Consider the following 26,324-nt stretch of genomic DNA (forward strand, 5'->3'; position numbering starts at 1 on the left):
TACAGCTAATAGCCTCTATACATGAGCAAACAACGTACAGAAAAAACAATTGTGGACATTGCGGAAGAGCTGAAACTCTCCGTATCTACTGTTTCACGCGCCCTGAATGACAATCCTAACATCAGCGCACGTACGAAAGATAAAGTGAAGAAGATGGCGCGCAAACTGGGGTATCGTCCCAATGCGCTGGCTGCCGGTTTGAGGAATAATAAAAGCAAAACGATCGGACTCATAGTACCGCGTATTTCTATGTTTTTTCCTGCGACTATCAGTACCATCATCCAGAACAAACTGCAGGAACATGGTTATAACCTGATCATTTGTCAATCTAATGATTCATATGACCAGGAAGTAGCCCTGGTGAATACGCTGTATTCTGCCAGGGTAGATGGTCTGGTGGTATCCACTACACTATATACCACCGACTTTTCTCACTTTGATGTATTTAAGGACAACAATATTCCATTAATATTTTTTGATCGGGTGCCCAAAGATTATAATGTAAAAGTGATCAAGGGAGATGATTACCTGGGTGGACATACGGCTACCACGCACCTGATAGAAAAGGGTTGTAAAGATATTGTACATATATCCGGTCCGCTGACGAGCAATCTGTATGTGGAAAGAGTAGCGGGGTATAAAAATGCTTTGCAGGAGCATAAATTACCATTTAAGAAAACACGCATTTTTTATCATGAACTCACCCGTGAAAATGCATGGCAAACCTGCGAAAAGATTTTCGCGCAACCACCTTATCCGGATGGTGTTTTTGCTTCCAACGATACCACCGCGATTACCATTATGGAGTACTGTCGTAAAATAAATGTGCGGGTGCCGGAAGACCTGAAAGTAGTAGGCTATTCCAATGATCCACGCACGGAAATAGTTACACCACCTGTTACCAGCATAGACCAGTACCCGGCTATGATGGGAGAAAGAGTGGTGGCTGCTTTAATGGAACTCATCAACACGGCAGCTTCTACTGTACCACGTTATTCACAGGAGATAATACCTATTCAACTGATAGCACGCGAGTCTTCTGCCGGTACGGCAAAGAGCAGCGTAAAAAAGAAATGATCATTTTATAATCACGTTATTTATGAAGAAGAACCTGTTCTTTACGGTAATATTATTGCCGGTGATGGTTATGCAATCGTATGCACAATCCGGTAAAGCAGACAAAGCATTACTGGCGAAAGCAGATGCTACCCTGCAGTTTGCCGCACGTCAGTATAAGTTGATGATGACCCATGTACCGGACAGCCTGTTGCCTCGCACCACCAATACCAAAGATGGTAGCCTGATGACTTCCAACTCCACCTGGTGGACTTCCGGTTTTTATCCTGCCACTAACTGGTACCTGTTTGAATACACGAAAGATCCTGTCTTTAAAGCGGAGGCGCTGAAACGTATGGCACTGGTACAAAAAGAACAGTTTAATACCCGCACACATGATCTCGGCTTTATGATGTATTGCCCATTCGGCAACGCATTGCGTATTACTAAAGATCCCGCCTATAAAGCCATTCTGCTTACCAGCGCTAAGTCTTTATCTACCCGCTTTAATCCCACTATAGGTTGCATTAAGTCCTGGGACCATGGCACCTGGAAATTTCCGGTGATCATTGATAACATGATGAACCTGGAGTTACTGAACTGGGCTACCCGTGAAAGTGGTGATAAACAGTTTGAACAGATTGCACGTACACATGCCAATACCACCATGAAGCATCATTTCCGTCCGGATTACAGTTCCTATCATGTAATAGATTATGACCCGGCTAATGGAGCTGTGTTAGGGCGCAAAACGCATCAGGGTGCAGCAGACAGCTCTGCCTGGTCACGTGGCCAGGCATGGGGACTGTATGGTTATACTGTGATGTATCGTGATACGAAAGTCAAAGCTTACCTGGAACAAGCCCGTCATATTGCGGAGTATATCCTTAACAATCCAAAACTGCCGGCAGATTTGGTACCTTACTGGGACTACGATGCACCGGGCATTCCTGATGCATTGCGTGATGTTTCTGCTGCTGCCGTGGCTGCATCTGCATTGCTGGAGCTGAGTCGCTATACCGGAAAAACAGAGGGCAAGCGTTACTGGAATGCAGCAGAAACCATGTTGAACAGCTTATGCAGTCCAGCTTACCTGGCTAAAGAAGGTGAGAATAATGATTTTATATTGATGCATAGTGTAGGTTCATTACCACATAAATCAGAAGTAGATGTACCGTTAACATATGCTGATTATTATTTTGTAGAAGCATTGCTGCGGTACAAACAGTGGGCTAAATAAGGTGTTAACAATTATTCCATGGACAGACGATTTTTTATTAAAGCCATCCCCATGGCAGGGGTGGCTGGTACCATCGGTTCGGATAAAGGACTGCTGAAGGCAATGGCGGCTGAAAATCTGCCAATGGATGGAGTGGATGACAGGACTTACAATGTAGACCTGCTGATTCGTATATCCCGTCCCGTTATCAGTAAGTTAAGCCAGGGGAAACTGAAGGCTTCTATGCCTACAGAAGTAGCCCCTGATTATGCCAAGCCGGTGGATAAAGTCACTTACCTGGAAGCATTTGGCCGAACACTGGCAGGATTAGCGCCCTGGCTGGAACTGGGCCCGGACCAAACCGTGGAAGGCAGTAAGCGTATCGACATGCTGGAAATGACGCGCAAAGCTATTGCCATGGCTGTAGATCCTGCCTCTCCCGATTACATGGACTTCACTGGTAAATTTGATGCGCAACCATTGGTCGATGGCGCTTTCCTGGCCCATGGCCTGATGCGTGCGCCTAAAGAATTGTGGGGAAGGCTGACGCCTAAAACACAACAACAGGTAATAGATGCTTTGATCAGCTTGCGCAGTATCAAAGCGTTTAACAATAACTGGGTGTTGTTTTCTGCCATCATAGAAGCCATGCTGCTGAAATTTGGTGCTGCCTGGGATCGTCAGCCGATAGACCTGGCTGTGCAGAAGATCATGGAATGGTATAAAGGAGATAGTATGTACGGTGATGGTGCACATTTTCATTACGATTACTACAATTCCTTTGTGATACAACCTATGCTGGTGGACGTGTTGAAAGTAATGGCAGAAATGAAAGATGAACAAAAAGAAAACTATGAACTGGCGTTGAAGCGTATGCAACGCTATAGCGCCATACTGGAAAGACAAATATCTCCCGAAGGCACTTTCCCGGTAGTAGGTCGTTCTATGCCCTACCGTAACGCGGCTTTCCAGGCCCTGGCACAAACTGCACTGGAGAGAAAACTGCCGGAAGATATTTCACCTGCACAGGTACGGTGTGCACTAACGGCAGTGAATAAACGAATTTTTGAAACACCTGGTACATTCGATAAAAAGGGTTGGTTACAGATCGGTTTCTGTGGCCATCAGCCGGAAATTGCAGATGTATATACTTCTACCGGAAGTTTGTATTTATGCACAACCGGTTTCCTGGCGCTGGGCTTACCAATGGGGGATCCTTTCTGGATGGGCCCCGCACAGTCATGGACGGCTAAGAAAGCCTGGGCTGGCGCTACCGTGAAGAAAGATCATTCCATCGATTACTAATGCAGCATTTCCTTTGCCGTTAATATACCTGGTTCGGCAATGATCGTTTTTAATACAGCGGGAGAAGATATATAACTAAATATATTTTCTGCCGCTGTTTTGTATATGGGATTTCCGTACTGAGAAAGCTCCTGGAATACCCGGCAGGCATCTATGTTTTCACTGAGTACCTCATCTGGTGGCAGGTATTTATTATTGTTACTGAAACTGTAAAGCGCTTTGTTTTTTCCGGTAAAATGTGCGAGCATGTAATTGGCAGCTTCTTTGGCTGCGGTGAGGGAAGTTGTATCGCCACTGAGTTGTGCGTAGTGTAGCAACGCCTGGCAGAGATACAGCTGATCCGCGAGTGCAATACTGCCGGTGAAGGCGCGGTCATGTACATAACTGCCATCGGGTTGCCTGAATTTCTCCCGGATAGCCAGCAACATATTTCCGGCATTATCCAGATAGCTCTTTTCTTTTGTAGCGGTATACATATGTAAGAAAGCATCTGCGAGTTGTGCATTTTCTTTTGCATAACAGGTGCTGTCTATACGTGGAATACCTTGTTGGTAGCGCTCCGCGGCGGACAATGCAAAGTACCCGCCTGCATGTTCTCCTGCCTTCAGGTCTGCATCCTGTGAATTGTAATACAGTTGTTCATTGCTGTGCAGAAAAGTGTCCAGATAGCTGATGATTTTTTGGGCATACTGTAATGCACTGCTATCTTTTGTTACAGCATAGTATTGGGCATATATTTTTATGTACCTCGCCTGTATGCTGAGTATTTTTTCAAAGTGCGGATGTTCCCAGTTGCCATCGGTAGAGTATTGATACACACCACCCCAGGCAGGATCATTGATACGATAAGAGCCATGGATAGTGAGGGGTAGCCATTTCTTTAACTGCGAATTTGTATTAAAATGACGCAGGGCATATTCAATCCCATCGTATTCCAGGAAGTGTTGCTGCATATCGTAACCACCATCTGACATGTCCAGGTATTCGAAGAAATTTTTCCGTACAAATGTAGCGGTGGCGGCTGACCATTTACCAGGTACAGCTGTATTGATAACTGCTTTTTTTTGTGGTTCAACATAACGGTAACCATTGTACGTTTTTTGTAGCAGCGGGAGGAAGTCGGCGGGGCTAAAGTAGCCGGCTTGCTTTAACAGCTCTCTGCCATCTTCATGAAATATAATGGTGGCGGGCCAACCATAGTCCTTGTATTTTGCATAAAGGTCCGGTCTTTTATCCTGGTTGGCTTTTATACAAATGTAGTTTTGGGAGAGATAACTGATCACTGCGGGATTCTCATAAGTAGAATCATCCATCACATGGCACCAATGACACCAGCTGGCGCCCAGATCCAGCAATACCGGCTTATGTTGCTGGCTGGCCAGGTCAAAAGCATGCTGATTAAATTCCTGCCACTGAATAGTTTGGCTGTTGGCAGTAAATATGCCATGGGAGAGAAGTATGACTATGATAAACCTGTTTAACACGGGATCGTTTAACAAGCATATACGGGGTTAGGTGTTTTTTGGTTTACTCCTGGTGCCCGGTTTTTCCGGGAAATAATGCTACTGGCTTTTTCCCATCTTCGGTCAGCCATTTTTCATATACCAGTCGCACCGGTTCATAGTCTTTCGATGCTAAAAACTGTTGCATACGCACATTGTTGGTAAGGGTATATCTCACAATTCTACGTATGCCCTTCTCTATATAAATACTTTCCAGTTTTTCATTCATCAGTTTGTAAATGCCCTGCCGGCGGAATTCCGCGGCTACATAGCCGTCAGATACATAGAGGGTATCGTTGGTGTAATCTTCTATACGACTTTCATCTGCTTCTTCCAGGTAGGCAAAGATGAAGCCGGCAGGTGTATCATCCACATACGCGAGTAGGCAGGTGCCATCGCAGGTTTCCTGGGTTTCTATAACATGCTGCATATAGTTATCCGCAATACTTTCCCAGGAGGCCGTTTTTAGGAAAAATTCTTTTTCGGAGATGTGTAACTGCTGCATCATGCCGCTGATAAGGGCATAATGGTCACGGATTCGTATAGGCTTAATTGTTACCATGAACTAATTGTGTTAAGAAGATAGTACTACCGGATGCTCATTTATCTGCGTCCATCAACGTGTATCACATCTCCCAAAATATATGCGTAACGGGCAGTGGTATTAGTTATCACTGCCCGTTATATAATTAATCAGGTTTCACCGGGCTGCCGGTCCAGTTGGTGCCGGATTGCAGTTTCTCTCCTTTCATCACCAGCGATAATGGTGCAATGTTTACATCATCACCAATTTCACTATCGTATAAAATGATAGACCTGGCGCCAATACTACTTCTTTCACCGATTTTGATAGCACCTACTTTCATTACACGGTCTTCAAACAGATGTGTTTGTGGTCCGCTGTCTTCGTTGAGTACGCTGTCGTTACCTATTTCCACCATATCAAATTCGGTGATGTCTGCGGTGTTCAGTACTACGCGGCGACCTGTTTTTACACCAAGTAACCGAAGGAATACAGGCAGCCAGGGCGTACCTTTCAGGTATTCCAGCAGGAATGGAATAGAGAGAGCCTCGTAGGTAGAGGTGATCATTTCACTGCGCCATACTTTGGATGTCCACATAGGGCTTTGCAACGGCTTGTAAATGCCGGTGATAGTCCATTTGAGGATGACGGTGAACAGGAATGCCGGTAAGCCCAGGAAGAACAGGTAATAGAAGGGGAACTGCAGCAGTATCATCCACCAGGGTTTGTCGGTGACCAGGTCATGTGCGTAGGCAATGAAAAGGATACTGCAACAAATCACTACGGTTTCAGGAATGAGTATGCGTATGAACTCCACGGTAGCCCTGGCCAGTTTACGTTGTGGCGAAGGATGAGTAGTGAGTTCAGGTGGAAAGAAATGACTTTCCTGGCGGCGTGGAAGCGCAATGGCAGGAGACCCAAACCAATCGCGTGCGTTGCTGCCTGCCAGTTGTTCTTTTGACGGCGGTGTGGATAACACACCGATGAGCATATTTTCCGGCAGTTCGTAGCCCTGCGGTATCAGGGCACTGTTGCCTACAAAACTGGTATTGTGAATGATTGTTTTTTCGAGGATCAGTTGTTGTCCGCGTACATCTGATTCGCCCAATGTTACCGCATCGGCAATAAAGGCGCCATCGCCTATTTCCAGCAGGGGATGGGTAACGCTGCTGGCAGTAGATACTTCTGTATTCTTACCAATTTTAGCGCCCAGCGCACGGAACAGGGAAGAAATATATACGGTAGCAAAAATAGGATGTATTACAATCAGGGATAAAGACATCAGCTGGTCGGCAAACCATTTGCGGGCATAAAAAGCGCTGTAAATGGGATAGGTACCGGGTTTGATGCCCCATTGCAATAGGCGGGTCAGCACCACTGTTTGTGTGGTGAATAAAATAATATAGCTCAGTGCCAGTGCAGGCGTAATCACCATGTAGTTAAAGTTATAATCCGGCGCCGCATTATCCATTTGGTTAAGGGTAATGATGGTGGGCAATAACGGTAATAATACGGTGAACGGAAATACCAGCAGGAACAGGGAAAAGATGATACTGTATTTAGTACGGGTAGCTTTAGACACATGTAGTGGCTGTGGCAGTTCGCTGATACTTTTGGTGACTTTTAATTCTGCGGGGCTGCCTTGCCATACTTCACCGGTTTTAGCGGTGGTGTTGGCAGACAGGAAGCTGAGGTCCTGTAATTCACTCCAGGGTTCCATCACCGTATCGCCACCAATAATAGCGCTGCTGCCTATGTAGGCATGATCGCCCAGGTGGACACTACGTAGTTTCAGCAGGCCATCTTCTACCCAGGCATTATTGATCACTGCCTGGGAGCTGATACTTACATCGCTGCCAATAGTTACAAGATCTTCCGCGCCAATAGTAACGGCGCCCAGTTGTGCATCCGGCGCTATTTTTACGCCCAGCATCCGTAGATAAGCGGGGTATAAAGGTGTGCCATTCAGGAATTGGGAAGGCATGAGGCGCTGGATAGTTTTTACCAGCCACCAACGGAAATAATAGGTGCCCCATACCGGGTAATCGCCTGCTTTCATTTTTCCGATGACCACCCATTTGGTGGTGATGATCAGTGCAGAGAATACAGGTGGCAGCAGGCAGAACATGATCAGTGCAGTAAGGATGGCGTATCCAAGATGGCTGGTGGCCTGTTCTACATAATAGTAGCCCAGGTAGGGAAGGAATATCTGCATCGCAAATAATCCGAAGATCACCAGTACGGCTACTGTTTGTGCAGTCCAGCAACTAAGATGTCGCCACCAGGGTACCTTATTGAAAACGCGGTTTTGTTGTTTGCCTGCCTGTGGTTGGGCTGCCCAAACATTTACCAGTTCCTGTAAAGGTCGGTGTATATAAATGTCTTTGAGAGATGCCTGTGGCACATTGGCTTCCCGGCGCAGTCGTGATACCACGGCAGCAGCCAGCAGGGAGTGGCCTCCCAGGTCGGTAAAGAAATCCTGTTGCAGGTCAATGTTGCGGTCAGGAAATACTTTAGCGAGAATGATTTTTATTTTGTCTTCCAGTGGTGCATTCGGATCGATAGCTTCATGGGTGGTGACCTGTGTAAAGGCTGCCGGTACGGGCAATGCTTTACGGTTTATTTTGCCGCTGGGTAAGCGGGGCATGTCGTCCAGTACCTGTATGATACCCGGCACCATGTAGGGGGGCAATACTTTGGCGAGTTTGGCCCTGAGCTGTGATTCATCAAAAGGTTGGTCATCTCCCTTTACTATATATCCTACCAGTTGATCCTGTTCATTACCGTCTTTTTTAACGGCTACTGCGGCGGCTACAACGCCATCCATGCTGTGGAGCTGATTTTCTATTTCTCCCAGTTCTATGCGATAGCCGCGTAATTTGATCTGATCATCGAGGCGGCCCTGGAAATCGATGCTGCCATCGGGTAAGATGATAGCGGCATCGCCGGTACGGTATAAGCGGTTGCCGGGCAGTTCGCTCATAGACGCTGGTTTATCCACAAATTTTTCGCGGGTCAGTTCGGGTCGGTCTATATAACCGGCGCCTACGCCGGGGCCGGAAATCACCAGTTCACCGCGTTCGCCTACGGGTAATATATCCAGTTTTTCATCTACCACGGCCATGTTGTAATTGGGTAGTGGTTGACCGATGGTGATGTAGTCGCCGGGTTTCAATGCCGCAAAAGTAGCGCTGACGGTTGTTTCCGTAGGGCCATAACTGTTATAGAAATGACGGGGAGGTGCAGCCCAGCGGGCCAGTACCTGTGGTGTGCAGGCTTCTCCGCCAGCATTGATGAGGCGAAGGGAGGGGATGTTATCATCCATAATAGCCAGCAGGCTGGGTACTGCATGGAGTACCGTGATTTTTTCACGGCGTAATACATCTCCCAGTTCGTCGATGGCTTTGGCCGTTGTGGCATCGGCTACCCAGAGGGTGGCGCCCACAAAGTAGCTGAGCCAGGTTTCTTCACACCACATATCAAAGGACACAGAGAAGCCCTGGTATACTTTGTCGGTGGCACTTATATTTAAAACGGTTTGTTCTGCTCTGATCAGGTGACATATCTGCCGGTGGCTGATAGGAATACCTTTGGGTTTACCGGTACTGCCGGAAGTATACAGTACATAGGCGAAGTTATCAGGTTGAGGACCTGCGCTGAGCTGGAATGTTTCTGTGCTGTCAGGTACGGGTGGTACGGTTAATACGGCCGCATCGAGTTGCAGGGGCACCTCGCTGAAACAGGCGGCAGCCTTTACTTCTGTTAGTACTCCTTCCACACGTTCTGCGGGCATTTCCCGGTCCAGTGGCACATATGCGGCACCGGCCTTGATGATACCCAGTATCGCTACATGCAGTTCAAGTCCACGTGGCCACCATATTCCTACCACACTACCGGGACCTATACCCCTGGATTGAAGGGAAGCGGCTACCGCATCACTCCAGTGATCCAGTTGTTTATAGGTAAGTGTTTGTTGCTGGAATATCAGCGCGGTATGATGTGCATGCGCCTGCACTGCCTGTGAAAAAATGTCTGCCAGGGTTTCATGGTGGAGCAAATCTGGCTGCTGGGGCCCCTTAACTATACTGTAAACATTCATAAGTTCGCGTTCCCGTAGGTTCATTGGTGTTTCGTAGTGGCAAAGTTACTGGTAAGAATCGGTGTAGCGGCTTATAATACCCTTAAAAATAATAGGATGTTTGGGAAAATTTGCGTATAATCTGAGAAGATGCTACATGTTTCCCGTCTACTGAAATGTATACTTTTCTGGCAGTAATAATCAGTACATTACAGGCAAAGCGCTTAATGGGCCGGGAGAAAAAAGTTCCGTTTTCTGTTCGGCAGGGAAGCGTTGGCAGTCACCAAATGATAACATTTCTATAACAAACCTGGCTGCTACGGATGTACTGCAGCAGTTAAGGTGCTGGCATCAAACGGCAGCAGTAACAACAGATTGGATAAAATCGTATAGTCATGACCGGTATAACAGGGTTGATGAAAGGGGGATTTGCCTTATGGTCAGATCGTTGCAGCTATTTTATCCAATACATTTTCCCAATAGGCTTTCATGCGATTTCTGTCGGCTTCGTTTTGCAGCTGTTCCTGGTGAAAGCTGATAGTTGTTTTTTCTTTGGTAGGGATGACTCTTATCTGCAGGGTAGATGCAGAAGGCTCGTCTTTTCTTTGCCATTTCATACGGATTACTTTGCTGACAGTAACAGTAGATACGCTGATGGTGATACCCGTTTTAGTGGTGTAGGCATCGCCTTTCTGAAATGGGAGATCGGCTTTATCGTCCAGCCAGGATGCCAGAATGGGTTGTGTGAAGAGTAGTTCCCAGGCCTGGTCCGAAGTGAGGGGAAATGTACGGCGTATGCCCATTTCCCAGCCTTGTGAGGTTGTTTGCCCAACGGGTGTTTTCGCGGATGCCATGTTTTTTTCGACCAAGGTATAAAAAAAGGGAGATATTGGAATATGTAACCTGTTGATACTAAATATTGTTATTGTAAATATTTGTCTCTTATTGAAAACAAGGATATTTATACGTGAAAATGTAAAATATTTTTTTATTTTTAAGTAAGCTTAAACGATTGTGAAGCTGATAACCGTGCAATAACAACAATCAATAAACCGAGCGTATCATCTGAGCAGATAGTTAGTCGGGCAAGAATCTGAGTTAAGAGTAAGTAATTAAACCAAAATCTGAATACACATGAGTAATTTATTACGCATGCCCAACGGGTATGTTACATTTATCATCTTATTTGTGGCCTTATACCCAGTGTAAAATATTTCCTCGTCTAACCGGGCAGGCGCTTTTCAGTGCGGGTCCTTATTTTCATAAGCAAAAACGGGGCTGTCCTTCACAAGCGGGCAGCCCTTTTTATTTTTGTCTGGGATCAGGAAAGTATATAGTCATTATGTTGGCTTTGTCGAGTTTATGCTTAACACCCGATACGTACCTATAGTAGCCCTGCAGCAGAGGTGGACTTGATGCGGGGATGAGTTCCGGATGTATAACCGGGATGAAATTGAATCAGCAAATGGATGGAGGTCAGCACCGGCCATAGCAAGGCTGCTTCAGTGTCGGGCTGTAGCTGAGGAAAGAGATAGACTATTGAAAGGAAGCAGGTATAAAGGGATTATTCATCAAAATATCTCCACGAGGCAAGGATCGTTTTATTCCAGTTGAATGACAGCTGGGTATGCGTATGTATAGGTAAGGTTGGGAAGCAATATCTTCCGCTTTGGGTAAGTGCGTTTATGAGCATGTTTGGGGACCTGTGGCGCTGCCACTGCAATAATATCGGCGGCCATATATTGCCTGTTGCCCGATGGGCCATCCCTGTACATCGCTCTTACCTGGAAAACCACTACCAGTGAACCCTCTCCGGGTACATCCAGCGAAACATTTGTTTCCTGAAAAGTGGTATCGGGGTCTATCATTAGCGTAACCGTTTCGCTACCTGCCACCTGACGTGATCTAAAATCAATACGGGTTGCGATCACTTTTACTTCCAGGGTAGCCATACCTTTATACCCGGCGATGGTTTGTGCAGGGATATTTAATATCCCGTTAGGGAGAAGCCGGGGAGCCACCGGAAAGAAACGATCTACGCCGGTATGCTGATTGAAGCGGAAGCCTGTGATGGTGGCGTGCTGATCGCCGGCAGCAATGAGCAGCTTGTTGAGCCGATTGATGTGGCCGCCGTCACAATGGATATCCAGGTGGGGGTAGAAAGCATGACGGATAAAAGCGCCTTTCCTGCTGGCGATGCCAAAGCGTCGGGATGCGCGACGGGTAGCAGCCGTTTGCTGCACGCTTTCCGGCATGGAGCGCAGGAAGTATTTGCCATTGCGCTTATACCCAATGAGAGGACCGAGTTTTCCCGTAAAGGGAATGACAGACATTTGTTTTGCCATGGGAGATTATTTTGATTACTATAAATATAACATAATTCAGGGAACGTGTTTTCGGAACAGATGGAAGATTAGCTACGGGAGTGTAATGGGTATTGTTTAATATTCAATGATAGTTCGGGAGGATTTGAGAATGACAAATGCGGCATTTAGCGCATATTGAAAAAAGATATTCCCCAACTTTTCAACCTGATCCAGGATACTGATGCCTGCTTATTTTCCGGATTTACGTGCTGCTTCCCATCCTATGATGGCATTTTTGCGGGTGCTTCCCCAATGATATTCCCCATAGTCGCCGGTGGCTTTTATAACACGATGACAGGGGATGAGAAATGCCACAGGGTTTTGTGCTACTGCGGAGCCTACTGCTCTGGATGCTTTAGGATGACTGATTTCTTCTGCCAGGCGGGAATAGGTGGTGAGGTTCCCCATCGGAATTTTGAGCAGAGCTTCCCATACTTTCAGCTGGAAGTCGGTACCCCGGAGATGCAGTTTTATTTCAGACAGCCGGCTCCAGTCCTGCGTAAAAATATACAGGGTATTTTGCTGGATAAGGTCTACTACCTGGGTAAACTGTGCATGAGGGAATTGTTCTTTCAGTGATAGCAGGGCCGCATCGCGATCGTCTGCAAAGGCCATATGACAAATGCCTTTGGGCGTAGATGCTACGATAATATTGCCGAAAGGGCTTTCTGCGAAGCTATAATTGATTTGCAGGGCCTTGCCGCCGTTGCGGTATTCGCCGGGTGTCATGCTTTCGATGTTAATAAACAGGTCGTGCAGGCGTCCGGTTCCGGAAAGCCCTGCTTCGAAGGCTGCATCGAACACGGTAGCTTTTTCTTCTCTGAGAATATTTTTTGCGTAGTCCAGTGTGAGGTATTGCAGAAACTTTTTAGGTGTTACGCCCGCCCACTCTGAAAATACCCGTTGAAAATGAAATGGGCTCATATGTACTGCGGCAGCTACTTCCTGTAAATCAGGCTGTGTTTTAAAATTGCTTTTGATGTAGTCTATTGCCGTTGCAATTTTATCATAATTGTTCATGGCTGTTAATTTTAAAACAAAGGTAGCGGCATGAATGTCGGTAAAAAACCCGGTTATTGCTAAGTAAAGGGAATCATTTACAGGTAGCCGGAAAGATGAAAAGTACTAAAAACGTATGCATAAATATGCTTGTTCAAGATTTTTATGGAAAAGCAGAGGTTTTAATTAATTTCGAAACTACAATAATTTCAATCGATTGTTTTTTGTTAATACAGAACTGGTTCCGCTAGTTTCTCACGTGGATGCGTACCAGTAAAATAGGCAGGGATGATCTGGCCGCGAAAAATAATCATGGCACCTGGTATGATGTAGAGGCCGTAGCCATTGCATTATTTACAGCAAAACCGCAAGTGGCGAAGCAGATATTGTAGGAAGAAACCACCGACAGAATAGATCATCAGTTTGAAACAGATGGCCGGCAGCTGCTGGAACTGGAATGTACGCCGTCCTGGAACTATTCTCATTTTAATCCCGAAGCCTTTTTTAAACTGGCCCTCCCTCATTCACCCTTTCCGGATTTTTTGTGTCTTCCTGATGTATCAATGAATCATCATGACAGCGAGACTGAAGTTACTGTTACTATTACTGGTAGTTACGCTACCGGCATTTTCTTATGACCATCACTCAGATAGTTTAAAGGCCGCGCGCCAGGGCATTATAAAATTAGTGGTAGCCAGGTTGGAAAGAGATCATTACTCCCCGAAGGAAATCGGTGATGCATATTCGAAGGCCGTGTGGAAAAGATTTATCACCGCAATAGATGACTATAAATCTTTGTTTTTGCAGGCAGATATAGCGCAGTTACAAGCCTATGAAACTACAATTGACAACGAGTTACATCAGGGAGATGTACGTTTTTTTAATGTTGCTTTTGCCTTGTATCAGCAGCGGGTAAAGGAGGCTGCATGGATAGCAGACAGTATATTACAGCAGCCGGTTTCTTTGCGCTCAAAAGAGCAGGTGTTGTTAAATCGCCACGATGCGGCATATCCTGCCGATGAAAAGGAGCGGGTAGCCATCTGGCGTAAACGTCTTACCTATGAAGTGTTGAAGCGGATGATGGAATCGGCGACCGCAGATAGTGTGGGCAAATTGCCATTAGCGCAACAGGAACAATTGGCGAGGGGAAAAGTGCAGCGTTGGTTTAAGCGTTCCTTCAGCAGCTTGCAGGCCAACACGGCGGAAGACAGCAAGTTTGCCTTGTATGTAAATGCAGTAGTATTTGAAATGGATCCGCATACCGCTTATAATCCTCCGGCAGATGCGCGGTTGTTGCAGGAACAGATGGCGCATCGTTATTATGGGCTGGGAATGGAGTTGGATGTGAAGAATGAAGAGATTGTTATCAAACGATTAATCAACGGCGGCGCTGCTTTGCGTAGTGGACTTGTACAGGAGAACGATCACCTGGTGCAGGTAAGCAGCAAAAGCGGCGACATGGTAGAAGTAGCCGGTATGCCATTGAATGATGTGTCACGGCTTATCCGCGGTGACAAGGGTACTACGGTGAAACTGGTATTGCGTAAAGGTAACGGCAAAGAATCAATGGTGGCCATTGAGAGAGGCATCGTGACAGAAGATGAAACTGCTGCGAGAAGTGCGGTGATTCATCAGCAGAACAAGAAGATCGGCTATATTTATTTACCTTCTTTTTATGCTGATTTTGAGAGAAGGGATGGCGTGCATTGCGCGGATGATATTGCGAAGGAAGTAATGCTTTTGCAAAAGGCACAGGTAGATGGCATTGTCATGGATATGCGTAATAACCCTGGTGGCTCATTAGACGAAGTGGTGAAGATGCTGGGACTTTTTCTGCCCCCCGGCCCCAAGGTACAGTTAAGAAAGAGAGATGGGGTGATGTTATACAATACGGACTCCACACAACCCTGGATCTACAAAGGACCTTTAACGGTAATGATCAATGAAAACAGTGCTTCCGCAGCGGAAATTTTTGCAGCAGCGATTCAGGATTATCATCGCGGCATCATCATCGGAAGTGCTTCTTCCTATGGGAAAGGCACGGCGCAGGCCACGCTCCCGATGGGCAAAGCAGGTGATCCCGACAAAGGCATCCCTACCCAGTTGTTTGGGAGCATTGCATTGACACAGCATAAATTTTACCGGGTGAATGGAGCGTCCACACAACAGAAAGGAGTAATTCCGGATATTCTGTTGCCTGGTGTTACATCTTATATGAAAGTGCAGGAACGGGATAATGCTACCGCGTTGCCATGGGATACTATTCCTGGTACGCTGTATTCAGATATACAGCGTCCGGAAGTGGACCAGCAACTGATCTCTGCGGGTAACCGTTTATGGAAGGAAGACCGGGTGTTTACCGGTGTGTTGGAAAATACTACCTGGATGAAGCAGCACCAGGAGGATCCGGTGCCTTTGTCTTATGACGCATTTAAGCAACATCAGCAAAAGCTGCAGGCACATATAGATACGCTGAGTAATATATGGAAACTGCCGGTAGGAAAAAGAATGACACTAACGGGAACGGATATACTGGCAGACAAAGCTTTGCAACAGCGATATGAAAAGTGGATGGAGGCAACAGGCGAAGATGCTTATCTATTAAAGACAGCAGAGATCATGCAGCAGATGGATAGCCACTTGTGAAAAATGTTTTAGCATGAATGCCGGCTTTTCTGTTCCTTTTTATATTTTGTGGATATAAAATACAAGATCAACCAGTTTTCATGAATAAAAATGTTCGGGGTTATGGCGGAATATGATAATGAAGAGTTGTCGCCCTCCATTGATCCGGTGACTTTTGCCACATTATTCCGCCAGCATTATTCTCACTTATGTACCGTTTCTTTCCGTGTAGTCGGTGATAAGGATACTGCCAAAGATATTGCGCAGGATTTCTTTCTTCACTGCTGGAATAAACGCGCTACGCTGCCAATTGTCAAGAATTTCAGCAGTTATGCTTTCCGTGCGGTGCGGAATGCATCTTTAAATTATCTCCGGCAGGCGGGGCCGCTTTCTTTTGAGATAGCGGATGTGGAGGACCTGGCGGAGCAACCGGAAGAAGAGGGGGTGCCCCGGGAGGAGCTGCACAAAAGATTGTGGGCGATGATAGATCAGCTGCCGGAGCAGCGCCGCATTATTTTTTTGCTCAGTAACCGTGATGGATTGAAGTATACGGAAATTGCAGGGCGATTAAATATCTCGGTGAACACCGTAAAAACACATATCAGGCTGGCTTATCAGATGCTGCGTAAAGAGTGTAGCTGGTTGATCCGGGGCCTGGTGTATTTATTTTTTTTGATAAAATAATTATTGTCATTCACCCTTTCTCATAAATGAGTGTCTATAACGTATATGGATATGCCGGAAAAAGATATTAACTGGGATAAACTGCTGCATCAGCTGGAAGAGGGCGCCGAAGGGACGCCATTGTCGGCCGGTGAAGCAGAGATAGTGCAGCTATCCGGAGCCATACATCCATATCTGCAGGAAGCAGCGGAAGAAGAACAGGAGTTTCCAATGGCAGAAGGATGGGAGCGGTTTCAACGTTCCCTGCCGGCCGCTGAACGGTTTGGCGATGAGCCGGTATTGAAGCGTGTACACTATCTGCGCTGGAGTATTGCAGCAGCAGTGGCCGTACTACTCACGTTTACAGGCATACGGTTTTTTCAATCGCAACAGAAATCGCCGGCCATTGTTAAAGCCAATCTACCGCCTGCTTCGAAAGTGAGGTTATCATTATCAAATGGTCAGCAGGTGCTATTGGCTGATGGTGAGCAGCAGTTGCAGGAAGCAGGTGGTACCACTATTAATGCCAGTGATACTATGATTGTATATCAGCCCGGAATGACGGCTGGTGCAGGAACAGAAATGAATATACTGGAGGTGCCGCGTGGACATCAGGCCAGACTTGTATTGGCAGATGGTACACAGGTGTGGGTAAATGCTGATTCCAGGCTGGAATATCCTGCTGCGTTCAACGGCAGTCGCCGGGAAGTGAAGATTACCGGGGAAGCTTATTTTGAAGTAGCCAAAAATGCGAAACAGTCCTTTATTGTAAAGGCCAATGAAATGGAGGTGAAAGTACTGGGTACCGCTTTTAACATCAACACCTACGATCATCAGATTCATACAACATTATCAACAGGAAAAGTAAGTGCTACAGTCAGCAATTCAGCGGTGGTACTGCTCCCCGGAGAACAGGCGGTTTATAATGCATCTGCATCAGGACTCATTAAACGAAAAGTAGATGCCAGAGTATTTACTGCCTGGAAAGACGGAGATATTTATTTTGAAGAAGCCAGTTTAAAAGAGATTGTCCATAGTCTGGAACGGGAATATGACTACACTATTCACTTCGATGACCCTACCCTGGAGCGCCTGCATTTTACGCTGGAAATGCGTAAAACGGGCGCCTTACAGGATATACTGGATAATATTGCAGGTACAACGGGTAAAGTGAAGTTTAAAACAGTGAACAGAACAATTTTTGTCAGTAAACCAGGGAAATAATAACAACATAGTAACCAACATTTATCAACCATCGTTGAAACGGTCACTGGTTTTCGTATAAGCATGTCCGTTTTTATTTTAAAATCGCTGTACAACAATGAACAGATTATTTAAGCTGCCATCAGCCGCAGGGGCTGTGCATGGCGTAGCTATGTCTATTTTGCTGCTGTTGCTATGTCTGTCCTGGCCACAATACTTATCTGCACAGGACTTTCCGGCATTGGATAAGAAATTTACTTACAAGGCAGTCAGGAAATCATTACCGGCTGTGTTGAAAGACATTCGTGTTATTACGGGTATACGGTTTACCTATAATGTAGAAGAAATAGAACAGCAGCCAGCGGTTACAGTAGATGCGAAAGATATGCCGCTGCGGGATCTGTTGAAACAGCTGTTGGAAAAAACAAGCCTGACCTATAGCACAGGGCTGGCAGGCATCATCATTTTTCCCCGGGTTGAACCGGAAGTGCAGTCGGAACGGAAGGGTTTTCTGGTGAGCGGACAGGTAACAGACAAGCAGGGCGCGGCGCTGTCCGGCGTAACGGTACAGGCAATAGCATCCAAAGTAGGTACCAATACAACGGAAGATGGAATGTTTTTCCTGGTGGTATTGGAGACAGATAAGCTACGCGTTACCCGCTTAGGCATGAAGCCCATGCTGGTGGGGGTGAAACAAAATGTATTTGCGAAGATTATGATGGATTCTGTTATCCAGGAGATCCGGGAAGTAGTGGTGAATGGCTACCAGGTGATTGACAAACGAATGTCTACTGCAGCGGTGTTTAAGCTGGATGCAGCGGATATTATACAACCGGGACAATCGACGGTAGATAAAATGTTGCAGGGAAAAGTACCCGGACTGATGATTGTGAATAATTCCGGTAGTCCGAATGCCGTACCTAAAATGAGGATCCGCGGTACTTCTACTTTTATTGGCAATGCGGCGCCGGTGTGGGTAATAGATGGGGTGATTAAAGAAGATCCGGTAGATCTGACGCCAGCACAACTGAACGAAGCAATGGGTGGTGCGCTGGGCGCCAATTTTGCGATTATCGGTAATGCTGTATCCGGATTGAACCCTTATGATATTGAAAGCATGACGTTCCTGAAAGATGCTGCTGCTACTGCCGTTTATGGTGTTCGTGCAGCCAATGGCGTTATTGTGATCACTACAAAGAAGGGAAAGAGCGGACCGGCACAGCTGTCTTATAATGGTACGCTTACTTTTCAGGCAAGACCCTCCTATTCCCAGTTTCAGCTGATGAATTCCCGGCAGCGGGTAGATCTGTCCAGGGAATTGTTAAAGGAAGGATTGAAGAATTATAATATCCCAAAGAATGTGGGGTATGAAAGTTTAGTACAAAAGTTTTTGAATAAACAAATTACCCTGGATGAATTGAACGCCGGCACTGCCGCCATGGAATCGATCAATACCGACTGGTTTTCCAGTTTATTCCGTCCTGCCCTGAGTAACAGCCATTCCCTGAGCCTGACGGGAGGAAACGACAAAACCAATTATTATACCTCCTTTAATTACGCCAATAACGGTGGCGCTGCAAAGGAAGATGGGAATAAACAATACAGTGTGTTGTTAAATCTGCATGGGGTACTGAGCAAACGGCTCACAATAGATATTGGCGCCAACGCCAGTTATATCAGGTCTTCCGGATACTATAATCTGAATCCTTTCGACTACGCGGTAACTGCTTCCCGCACTATTGATAAGGACTTGCTGACAGATGCAGGTCTTTCGGATGAATTACACAAGCCACTCACCTTTAATATGGGGAATGAAATCGGCCAAACGACTAATACGGCTACCACTACCAACACGATGTTAACTGCCTCGCTGAATTACCAGATTTCCCGCGCCTGGAAGTGGAACACCTTGCTTAGTGGTCAGTTGGGAAGCACAGAGGGAATGCAGGCTGCCTATGATCGGAGTTACATGATATCAGGCATCAGGAGATATGATTTTGGAGAGGTCGTCACAGATAGTATGAGAAAATCATCCCCCCTGCCTTACGGAGGCATCGCCAATATTAATCATGAAAACATGGTGGCGCTGAATATGCGCAATCAGCTGGAGTATAATCATGGTGTTTTTGGTGGGCGTGATCGCGTATCCGTTATGGTGGGAAATGAAATAAAATCATTACAACGTAAAGGGTTTTCTTCTGTTGAACTGGGTTATTTCCCGGACAGAGGGCAATCTTTTTTTTCTGATGAATATAATGTGGGCGGCAATGCAGCCAAGGGTGCCACGTATTATCACAAACCTGTTATCGTAAATACACTGAATAATAACATGGGCTTTTATGCAGCGGCCACTTATTGTTTAATGGGGAAATATGTGTTGAGTGTAACCGGAAGGGCCGATGGTTCCAACCGGTTCGGACAATATTCCAATCAGCGCTTTTTGCCTAACATGGTATTCTCCGGTAGCTGGGATGCAGGTCGTGAGTCCTGGTTGAACGATAGCCGTATTATCAGCGGGCTGCGCTTTCATGCTTCCTATGGTACACAGGGAAATGTGGTAGACCAGGTAGGACCAGAATTGATAGCTTCTTATCCTTCATCACCGATAGATCCGGGTAGCGGGGAATACATACTGCATACCAAGAGCCTGGCCTATCCTAACCTGCGCTGGGAAAAAACGTACCAGTCAAATGGAGGCGTAGAATTATCCCTGTTTAACGGCCGTATAACGTTTAACGCGGAAGCCTATATGAAAAAGAGTGTGGACCTGCTGGCGACCAAAGAGCTGCCTTTTGAATATGGTATCAATAACATGGTGGTCAACGCCGGAAATATGACGAACAGTGGGTTTGACCTGTTTTTGCAGGTAGTACCCCTGCGTACAGATAAGACGGAAATTTCCTGTGATTTCACTTATGCAAAAAATTACAACAACATCGTTAGTAGTCAATACGCTAATCTTTATACCAATTATTTAGCGGGTAACGCATTGATTCCTGGTAAACCGATTAACAGCTTATGGTCATATGCTTATGCGGGATTGGATCATAATACCGGGATTCCACGTTTTAGCAATACCGGCACTTTCAAAGATGCAAATGCTGATCCTGCCAGCTTCCTGGTGTATTCAGGGCGGAAAGATCCGCTTATTACCATGGGCTTTAATCCCCGGGTAAGATATGGCGCTTTTACACTTAACCTCAATATGTACCTGAGCTATGGTAATTATAAACGCCTGAATGCTATTTACGGGGAAGGTATTGATGGTGGGGCACCTCTTCCATCATGGAATATGCCGGTATTGCTGGCGCAAAGATGGCGTAAGCCGGGCGATGAGGCATTTACGGATGTTCCTGCCTTTGGAGAAGAAAGGCATGTGGCTATACCTTCTTTGCAAAGTGGAGAAGACGTATACAAGATGTATGACCTGTCAGATCTGCGGGTGGTTAATGCCAGTTTCCTGCGCTGCCGTACTGTGAATATTTTTTACCGGCTGTCGCCTGGCATATGCCGTCAGGCAGGTGTGAAAGGCGTGAATATAGGTGGTGCCATATCTAACCCGTTTACTATTGCCAGCAAAAAATTACTGGGACAGGATCCTGAAACATTGGGTACAGGAGCCACGGCATTGCCGGTTACAAGATCCTATTCTTTCACGCTTAATGTTATGTTCTAATGAAAAGGGTATCAATAACAAGGATCATCTGTATCCTGATGGCGTTGACAGGAATGGTTTCCTGTAAAAAATTTCTTGCTGAAAAATCACAAACGGATATGACGCCAAAGTCTACCGAAGACTATAGCCAGTTATTATTTGGCGATGGCTATCCTTTGGATAATGTGGTGCTGCAGCCGCAGTTGCAGTTTATGGATGATGACGTACAATGTTATAATACGCCTTTGCTGGCTACCAGTCAAAAGGCGGTATTTGGTAATATGCCTGTATTCACCTGGCAACCTGGTTTCCTGGAAGCAGCTACCCGAAATGGCAGTCCCGATGCTGCCGCCTTCAATTCCTGGACGAATTATTATAAACTCATTTTGGGCTGTAATGTGGCCTTGCAAGCCGTTGATGGTAGTATAGGCAGCGATGCGGCCAAAAGATACCTTAAAGGGCAGGCTTTGGGGCTTAGGGCATATTATTATTTCATGCTGGTGAACTTATATGGCCGTCCTTATAACGACAGTACTACTACACCTGATAAAAGTTTAGGTGTACCACTGCGACTGGATGCTAACTTATATGAAACATATCCTGCGAGGAATACGGTGGCGGAAGTATACCGGCAGATAAGCCAGGATATAGACAGCGCCTGTATTTTGCTGGATGTAGATAAAATTAATAAAACTGCCTACCGGTTTAATTATATCGCTGCGCATTTCCTGGCTTCAAGGGTTGCCTTGTTTATGGAACAATGGGATAAGTCGGCTGCTCACGCCGGTATGGTGATGCAGTATCATCCGCAGCTGATGGACTTTTCAAATATCAACCTGGAAGAAGGACAATTTATAATGAATACCGTGACAACGGAGAATGTATGGTTGTTTGGTAGCTATGAAGAACATAAGCCTTATGGATTTAACATGGCGTATGCTTTTTCTGCTTCACTGGCTAAAACATATGAAGCCGGCGACTTGCGGAGCTTCCTGTATTTTGTGGAAGTACCTGATTTTCTAAAGCCGATTTTAGGAATTGATTACAGCCAGCGAAAATTCAATGTCGATGCAGAGAATGTAAGAGGAACCACCTGGCGCAGTGCAGAGATGTATCTCAACAGGGCAGAAGCGAATATACAGTTGTATAAGTTATATGGTAAAGCAGAAGCGGCGCAACAGGCACTAAGTGATCTGAATGCCTTGCGTCAGCATCGTTTTGATCCGGGTGCTTATCAGCCACTGGAAATGGCTGCCGCAGATGTGCTATTGCAGCAGTGCCGTGCTGAACGTCGCCGGGAATTTTTTAGTGAAGAAGGACATCGCTGGTTTGATCTGCGCCGTTATGGTATGCCGGCTATTACGCATGTATTTAAGCCTTCCATGAGCACGGTGGCTGTATATCGGCTGCGGGCACGTGATCCGCAGTATGTGTTACCGATACCGGATGTGGTGTTGCAACGCAACCCGGCACTGGTACAAAATCCGCAAAGCACCGGTGCAAGATTGCCGGAATAAACCATCACCTTTAATTTATTGCTGTATGCGTATATACTTTCGTTATTTCAGATCTGATATTTTGTGGTTGCTGCTACTGCTGACCGGCATCTTTGCCTGTAAGCGGGAAACGGCACCAACACCTTCCGGTGAAAAGTATGGTTACCAGTTACCGCAGGGAAATCATCCTTATGATGATGCGATTGTAGCGTTTTATAAAAAGTATCACTGCTATATTTTATATAAATATACACCGGTAGATTTTAAGTATGCCATCACTACTTCTCTGCGAGATACCTCCTGGCAGCCCGACCCGGCAGATGTGGAACCGGCATTGAACCTGCTACTAAAGGAATGTTTACAGTTGTATCCGGATAGTTTTTTATACCAGGTACTTCCTGACCGGATCTTATTGCCGGCACGGATCGACTCCCTGGTGTCGATTGCTGAATTTGGACAACCGATCGTGTTTAAATATGTGAACAGTGTAGGCTTTGCTACCACCGATTATATGATGGCTTTTGCCTGGGCGAATAATAAATTACCGCAACAAACACCGGAACAGTTAAGGATGTTGCGTGGATGGCTGCACCAGTGCTTATGGAAACGCGCCTATAATGCCAGGCAACTGGAAATGCCGGATAGCTTTGCCTTGTATAGTCCGGATTACATAAATATGAATGAAGACGATTTTTATGCAGCTGGCATGGTAGCCCGTATTCACGATGGGCGTACAATGAATAATTCCTATTGCCTTGGCCGTGATTTTACAGATTTCATCGCCGCCATTACCAGTAAGTCGGCCACCGAATGGGATCATACGCTGCTATCGCCGGCGGTAGATGTAAGCGGATTAATCAGCGTGAAGCGGGGTATTATACTGCGCTATTACCAGCGTAAATATGGCATAGATCTGCAGGCCATAGGCAACCGGCCCTAAATAGTTTTTTAAAATTATATTTTATGAGATACCGATTGATTTTATTGTTGGCCTGTTTATATATGCAGATGGCGTCTGCTGCCACAAAGGCTGATTCCAGTGTAGATGTCAGCGTTTCCGTGAATGGGTTGAATATGGTCACCATCAGTTACCTCGACCGGGTGAATCCAATGTCCACAGCAAATATGACGGAAGGCTTGAATCTGGCAAATGGTAACGGTAACTGGAAGGGAAGATTAAAAATCCCATATACACAGGTGATCTATATTAACAACGTACCAGTGTTAGTGCATCCCGGTGATCAGTTATTGGTGAAGATGAGCCGCCGCCCTTTTAATGAACAGTTGGTGAACTGTGAAGATGCGGTGATTACCGGTAATCAGTCTGTCCGCTTACAGTTACTGTACAAGTTAGATAGCCTGTATCGTTTCCGGGATAGTGTTATACTTAGTACCAGCTTTGAAGCGTATAAAAAGATCCTGGAACAGAAGCATGAGCTGGCGATGCGGTTAATTACCGGTGCACGTTTAACCGGAAAGGAAGATATCTCGCTTACCTATTTGTATTTGAAAATGATGAAAATGCGGGTGAAGGGTTATTACGCTTCCCGGTATAAAGATGAAAATGTGCATGCGGCAAATACGCCTGTATTATTTAAAGCCTGGTTACAGGAAGATGCAGAAGTGGATCATCCGTACCTGTCTCTGATAGCAGGTGATTCCTATGTGTCTGCTTATATAACAGGTTGCGTGCCTGGTGCGGATGAAGGCCGGATGGCTTACCTGATGGAGCACCTGGTGGGCGATCGTTTGAAGCATATGGTAGCCGGAAATGATGCGGTTAGTACGTTGCATTATAATGGAGCCAATGAGCATTTTACGGATATCTATGAATTGATACAGCAGAAGGTGAGTCAGCCGGAAATCCGCGCTTATTATGATTCGCTATACCATGCATATCAACCTCTCAATTTAGGTCACCCGGCATTTGATTTTACCTTAACTGATCTGCAGGGAAAATCCGTACGATTATCTGACTATAAAGGAAAGATGGTGATTATTGATTTATGGGCTACCTGGTGCGCCACCTGCGTAGCGGAGCTGCCTAATTTTGAACGTATTGCTGATTCTCTGCAACAGGATGGTGCCATTGTATTTGTGTCTATTGCGTGGGATGAAGAAGCAGTCTGGAAAAGCTACCTGGATAAACACCCAAAAAGTAGCGCTATCAAATTGCGGTTATCTCCTGATGAAAATGATAAAAACATGCAGGATTTTGTAAAGCATTATCAGCTGACGGGTGTGCCTCGTTACCTGATGATAGACATGGAAGGTAAATTCCTGACTGCTTTTGCACCATTACCTTCTGATCCTGTTTATACCCAGCTGTTGGGTATGTGGATGAAAATGAGAAAATAAATTTTATCTGTAATAATCTTGTTTATGAAAAGAATACTAGCCATGCTGGCAATGGGTGCCGCACTGAATGCTTCCGCACAGAATAAGGTGGTCATCACCGGTACCTTGCCTGATTTGCCGAATGATACCATGATGCGTTTGTGGACACCATTCCAGGAAGGATATGACTCAACAGTGATTAAGAATCATAGCTTCACCTTTAATAAAACCCTGACTACTGGTAGTGGTGGCGTGTTTATTATTGGTGTAGGTAGTATTAAAGATGAAAAAAAAGGAACTATTCTTTTCCTTGAACCTGGGGAAGTGAAGATTACCGGGAAAGGTCCTTATTTTCAGAATGCTACTTATAGCGGATCTCCTTTTATTAAAGATTGGGTAGACATCTGTAGTACGATATTGGATACATCAGCAGCTTTTTCTGAAAAAAGAAAATTAATTATCAGGCAGGAAGAAGCAGAAAATGTAGGTGATATGCTGACGTCAAATGAATTGCAACCTCAGATAGAAGCGTTTAACAAGCAACAGTCTGAAGTGGCCAAAGTATGGATCAGTAAACATCCCAAGTCTTCGGTTTCTGCTTACCTCATCGCTAACGTACTGAATAAAACGATGCCTAGAGATGAGTTGCTGGAGCTGTTGGGTAAACAGCCACAAAATGTGCAGCGTGCTGCGAGTGCTGTTTTCCTGAAAAAAACAATGGGCATAGGACTGGATATGGGTAGTGTGGCGCCTAACTTCACCTTACCTGATGTGAATGGTAAAATGGTTTCTTTGTCTGATTACAAAGGAAAGTATGTACTGATTGATTTCTGGGCCAGCTGGTGTGGGCCCTGTCGTGCACAAAATGCTTCGCTGAAAGCAGCGTATGAAAAATTCAAAGATAAAAACTTTACAATCCTGAGTGTATCTGCAGATGATAAAAAAGAAAAATGGCTGCAGGCGGTGGCGGAAGATAAACAGGCATGGGCACAGGTGTCTGACCTGAGAGCTTCTTTCAGTCCTGTTGCGCAGGACTATCATGTAATGGCACTCCCGGTTAATTTCCTGGTTGGACCTGATGGAAAAATTATCGGAATGGGATATATGAATGAGCGACTGGAACAGAAGCTCAGTGAGTTGCTGAAATAATTGTCTATCAAACACGTGCCCCGTATCTGCCCGGATACGGGGCTTTTCTTTTTATGCACTGATGGCTGTCTGCATTTATTTTATGTAGGTTTACAAGGAGAAAGATCTGCTTATGAAAAAAGAGCGTGGTTTAAATATATAAAAAGCT

Annotated in this window: 18 protein-coding genes; 12 read left to right on the top strand and 6 right to left on the bottom strand. The window is 45.7% G+C overall.

The features are described from left to right. The first annotated feature begins 21 nt into the window (after positions 1-21). The 3 genes from AB4Z08_RS10920 to AB4Z08_RS10930 are packed head-to-tail and all read left to right on the top strand — an operon-like array spanning position 22 to position 3,580. Positions 22-1,077 (top strand): LacI family DNA-binding transcriptional regulator, encoded by a 1,056-nt coding sequence (locus tag AB4Z08_RS10920; RefSeq protein WP_441573760.1) that lies wholly within the window; start codon positions 22-24, stop codon positions 1,075-1,077. A 22-nt stretch (positions 1,078-1,099) separates the two neighbouring features. Then, the gene (locus AB4Z08_RS10925; RefSeq protein WP_441573761.1) at positions 1,100-2,296 is read left to right on the top strand and encodes a glucuronyl hydrolase; all 1,197 of its coding nucleotides are present in this window, start codon (positions 1,100-1,102) and stop codon (positions 2,294-2,296) included. An 18-nt stretch (positions 2,297-2,314) separates the two neighbouring features. Next, positions 2,315-3,580 (top strand): DUF2264 domain-containing protein, encoded by a 1,266-nt coding sequence (locus tag AB4Z08_RS10930; protein ID WP_441573762.1) that lies wholly within the window; start codon positions 2,315-2,317, stop codon positions 3,578-3,580. Here the strand turns inward: AB4Z08_RS10930 and AB4Z08_RS10935 are convergent. The 6 genes from AB4Z08_RS10935 to AB4Z08_RS10960 form a co-directional block, all read right to left on the bottom strand. After that, positions 3,577-5,064, bottom strand: coding sequence for a DUF255 domain-containing protein (locus AB4Z08_RS10935; RefSeq protein WP_441573763.1), 1,488 nt, complete (start codon positions 5,062-5,064; stop codon positions 3,577-3,579). The two genes, AB4Z08_RS10930 and AB4Z08_RS10935, sit on opposite strands and share 4 nt — an antisense overlap. Positions 5,065-5,107: 43 nt before the next feature. Then, on the bottom strand, positions 5,108-5,644 hold the full coding sequence (locus tag AB4Z08_RS10940; RefSeq protein WP_441573764.1) for a GNAT family N-acetyltransferase: 537 nt from the start codon (positions 5,642-5,644) through the stop codon (positions 5,108-5,110). A 127-nt stretch (positions 5,645-5,771) separates the two neighbouring features. Beyond that, on the bottom strand, positions 5,772-9,728 hold the full coding sequence (locus AB4Z08_RS10945) for a Pls/PosA family non-ribosomal peptide synthetase (protein WP_441573765.1): 3,957 nt from the start codon (positions 9,726-9,728) through the stop codon (positions 5,772-5,774). A gap of 395 nt (positions 9,729-10,123) precedes the next feature. Then, positions 10,124-10,537: an SRPBCC domain-containing protein gene (locus AB4Z08_RS10950; protein WP_441573766.1), complete on the bottom strand. Its 414-nt coding sequence runs from the start codon at positions 10,535-10,537 to the stop codon at positions 10,124-10,126. A gap of 747 nt (positions 10,538-11,284) precedes the next feature. Continuing rightward, entirely contained in the window at positions 11,285-12,028 is a 744-nt protein-coding gene (locus AB4Z08_RS10955; RefSeq protein WP_441573767.1) for a hypothetical protein, read from the bottom strand. 210 nt (positions 12,029-12,238) lie between these two features. Next, positions 12,239-13,069, bottom strand: coding sequence for a bifunctional transcriptional activator/DNA repair enzyme AdaA (locus tag AB4Z08_RS10960; RefSeq protein ID WP_441573768.1), 831 nt, complete (start codon positions 13,067-13,069; stop codon positions 12,239-12,241). A 242-nt stretch (positions 13,070-13,311) separates the two neighbouring features. Between AB4Z08_RS10960 and AB4Z08_RS10965 the strand changes: the two genes are divergently transcribed. The 9 genes from AB4Z08_RS10965 to AB4Z08_RS11005 all read left to right on the top strand — a co-directional run bounded on the left by AB4Z08_RS10965 (position 13,312) and on the right by AB4Z08_RS11005 (position 26,176). After that, positions 13,312-13,440 (top strand): alginate lyase family protein, encoded by a 129-nt coding sequence (locus tag AB4Z08_RS10965; protein ID WP_441573769.1) that lies wholly within the window; start codon positions 13,312-13,314, stop codon positions 13,438-13,440. 181 nt (positions 13,441-13,621) lie between these two features. After that, a complete protein-coding gene (locus AB4Z08_RS10970) occupies positions 13,622-15,694 on the top strand; it encodes a carboxy terminal-processing peptidase (protein WP_441573770.1) in 2,073 nt (690 codons plus the stop codon). Positions 15,695-15,796: 102 nt separating this feature from the next. After that, a complete protein-coding gene (locus AB4Z08_RS10975; RefSeq protein WP_441573771.1) occupies positions 15,797-16,357 on the top strand; it encodes an RNA polymerase sigma-70 factor in 561 nt (186 codons plus the stop codon). Positions 16,358-16,408: 51 nt separating this feature from the next. After that, a complete protein-coding gene (locus AB4Z08_RS10980) occupies positions 16,409-17,560 on the top strand; it encodes a FecR family protein (RefSeq protein WP_441573772.1) in 1,152 nt (383 codons plus the stop codon). A 97-nt stretch (positions 17,561-17,657) separates the two neighbouring features. Next, on the top strand, positions 17,658-21,215 hold the full coding sequence (locus AB4Z08_RS10985; RefSeq protein WP_441573773.1) for a SusC/RagA family TonB-linked outer membrane protein: 3,558 nt from the start codon (positions 17,658-17,660) through the stop codon (positions 21,213-21,215). Then, the gene (locus AB4Z08_RS10990; RefSeq protein WP_441573774.1) at positions 21,215-22,711 is read left to right on the top strand and encodes a RagB/SusD family nutrient uptake outer membrane protein; all 1,497 of its coding nucleotides are present in this window, start codon (positions 21,215-21,217) and stop codon (positions 22,709-22,711) included. The genes AB4Z08_RS10985 and AB4Z08_RS10990 overlap by 1 nt, the downstream gene beginning before the upstream one ends. Positions 22,712-22,736: 25 nt before the next feature. Further along, the gene (locus AB4Z08_RS10995; protein WP_441573775.1) at positions 22,737-23,630 is read left to right on the top strand and encodes a hypothetical protein; all 894 of its coding nucleotides are present in this window, start codon (positions 22,737-22,739) and stop codon (positions 23,628-23,630) included. A gap of 23 nt (positions 23,631-23,653) precedes the next feature. After that, positions 23,654-25,048 (top strand): TlpA family protein disulfide reductase, encoded by a 1,395-nt coding sequence (locus tag AB4Z08_RS11000; protein WP_441573776.1) that lies wholly within the window; start codon positions 23,654-23,656, stop codon positions 25,046-25,048. A 24-nt stretch (positions 25,049-25,072) separates the two neighbouring features. Beyond that, entirely contained in the window at positions 25,073-26,176 is a 1,104-nt protein-coding gene (locus AB4Z08_RS11005) for a redoxin domain-containing protein (protein ID WP_441573777.1), read from the top strand. Positions 26,177-26,324: the final 148 nt, after the last annotated feature.

It is taken from the genome of Chitinophaga sp. RAB17, assembly GCF_052114225.1.
Taxonomy (GTDB): domain Bacteria; phylum Bacteroidota; class Bacteroidia; order Chitinophagales; family Chitinophagaceae; genus Chitinophaga.

Excerpts from the sequence above, each read along its gene's own strand:
- AB4Z08_RS10950 (WP_441573766.1), bottom strand. The coding sequence starts at position 10,537 with ATGGCATCCGCGAAAACACCCGTTGGGCAAACAACCTCACAAGGCTGG.
- AB4Z08_RS10980 (WP_441573772.1), top strand. The coding sequence starts at position 16,409 with ATGCCGGAAAAAGATATTAACTGGGATAAACTGCTGCATCAGCTGGAA.
- AB4Z08_RS10920 (WP_441573760.1), top strand. The coding sequence starts at position 22 with ATGAGCAAACAACGTACAGAAAAAACAATTGTGGACATTGCGGAAGAG.
- AB4Z08_RS10995 (WP_441573775.1), top strand. The coding sequence starts at position 22,737 with ATGCGTATATACTTTCGTTATTTCAGATCTGATATTTTGTGGTTGCTG.
- AB4Z08_RS10985 (WP_441573773.1), top strand. The coding sequence starts at position 17,658 with ATGAACAGATTATTTAAGCTGCCATCAGCCGCAGGGGCTGTGCATGGC.
- AB4Z08_RS10925 (WP_441573761.1), top strand. The coding sequence starts at position 1,100 with ATGAAGAAGAACCTGTTCTTTACGGTAATATTATTGCCGGTGATGGTT.
- AB4Z08_RS10955 (WP_441573767.1), bottom strand. The coding sequence starts at position 12,028 with ATGGCAAAACAAATGTCTGTCATTCCCTTTACGGGAAAACTCGGTCCT.
- AB4Z08_RS10930 (WP_441573762.1), top strand. The coding sequence starts at position 2,315 with ATGGACAGACGATTTTTTATTAAAGCCATCCCCATGGCAGGGGTGGCT.
- AB4Z08_RS10940 (WP_441573764.1), bottom strand. The coding sequence starts at position 5,644 with ATGGTAACAATTAAGCCTATACGAATCCGTGACCATTATGCCCTTATC.
- AB4Z08_RS10965 (WP_441573769.1), top strand. The coding sequence starts at position 13,312 with ATGCGTACCAGTAAAATAGGCAGGGATGATCTGGCCGCGAAAAATAAT.
- AB4Z08_RS11000 (WP_441573776.1), top strand. The coding sequence starts at position 23,654 with ATGAGATACCGATTGATTTTATTGTTGGCCTGTTTATATATGCAGATG.
- AB4Z08_RS10945 (WP_441573765.1), bottom strand. The coding sequence starts at position 9,728 with ATGAACCTACGGGAACGCGAACTTATGAATGTTTACAGTATAGTTAAG.
- AB4Z08_RS10990 (WP_441573774.1), top strand. The coding sequence starts at position 21,215 with ATGAAAAGGGTATCAATAACAAGGATCATCTGTATCCTGATGGCGTTG.
- AB4Z08_RS10975 (WP_441573771.1), top strand. The coding sequence starts at position 15,797 with ATGGCGGAATATGATAATGAAGAGTTGTCGCCCTCCATTGATCCGGTG.
- AB4Z08_RS10960 (WP_441573768.1), bottom strand. The coding sequence starts at position 13,069 with ATGAACAATTATGATAAAATTGCAACGGCAATAGACTACATCAAAAGC.
- AB4Z08_RS10970 (WP_441573770.1), top strand. The coding sequence starts at position 13,622 with ATGACAGCGAGACTGAAGTTACTGTTACTATTACTGGTAGTTACGCTA.
- AB4Z08_RS11005 (WP_441573777.1), top strand. The coding sequence starts at position 25,073 with ATGAAAAGAATACTAGCCATGCTGGCAATGGGTGCCGCACTGAATGCT.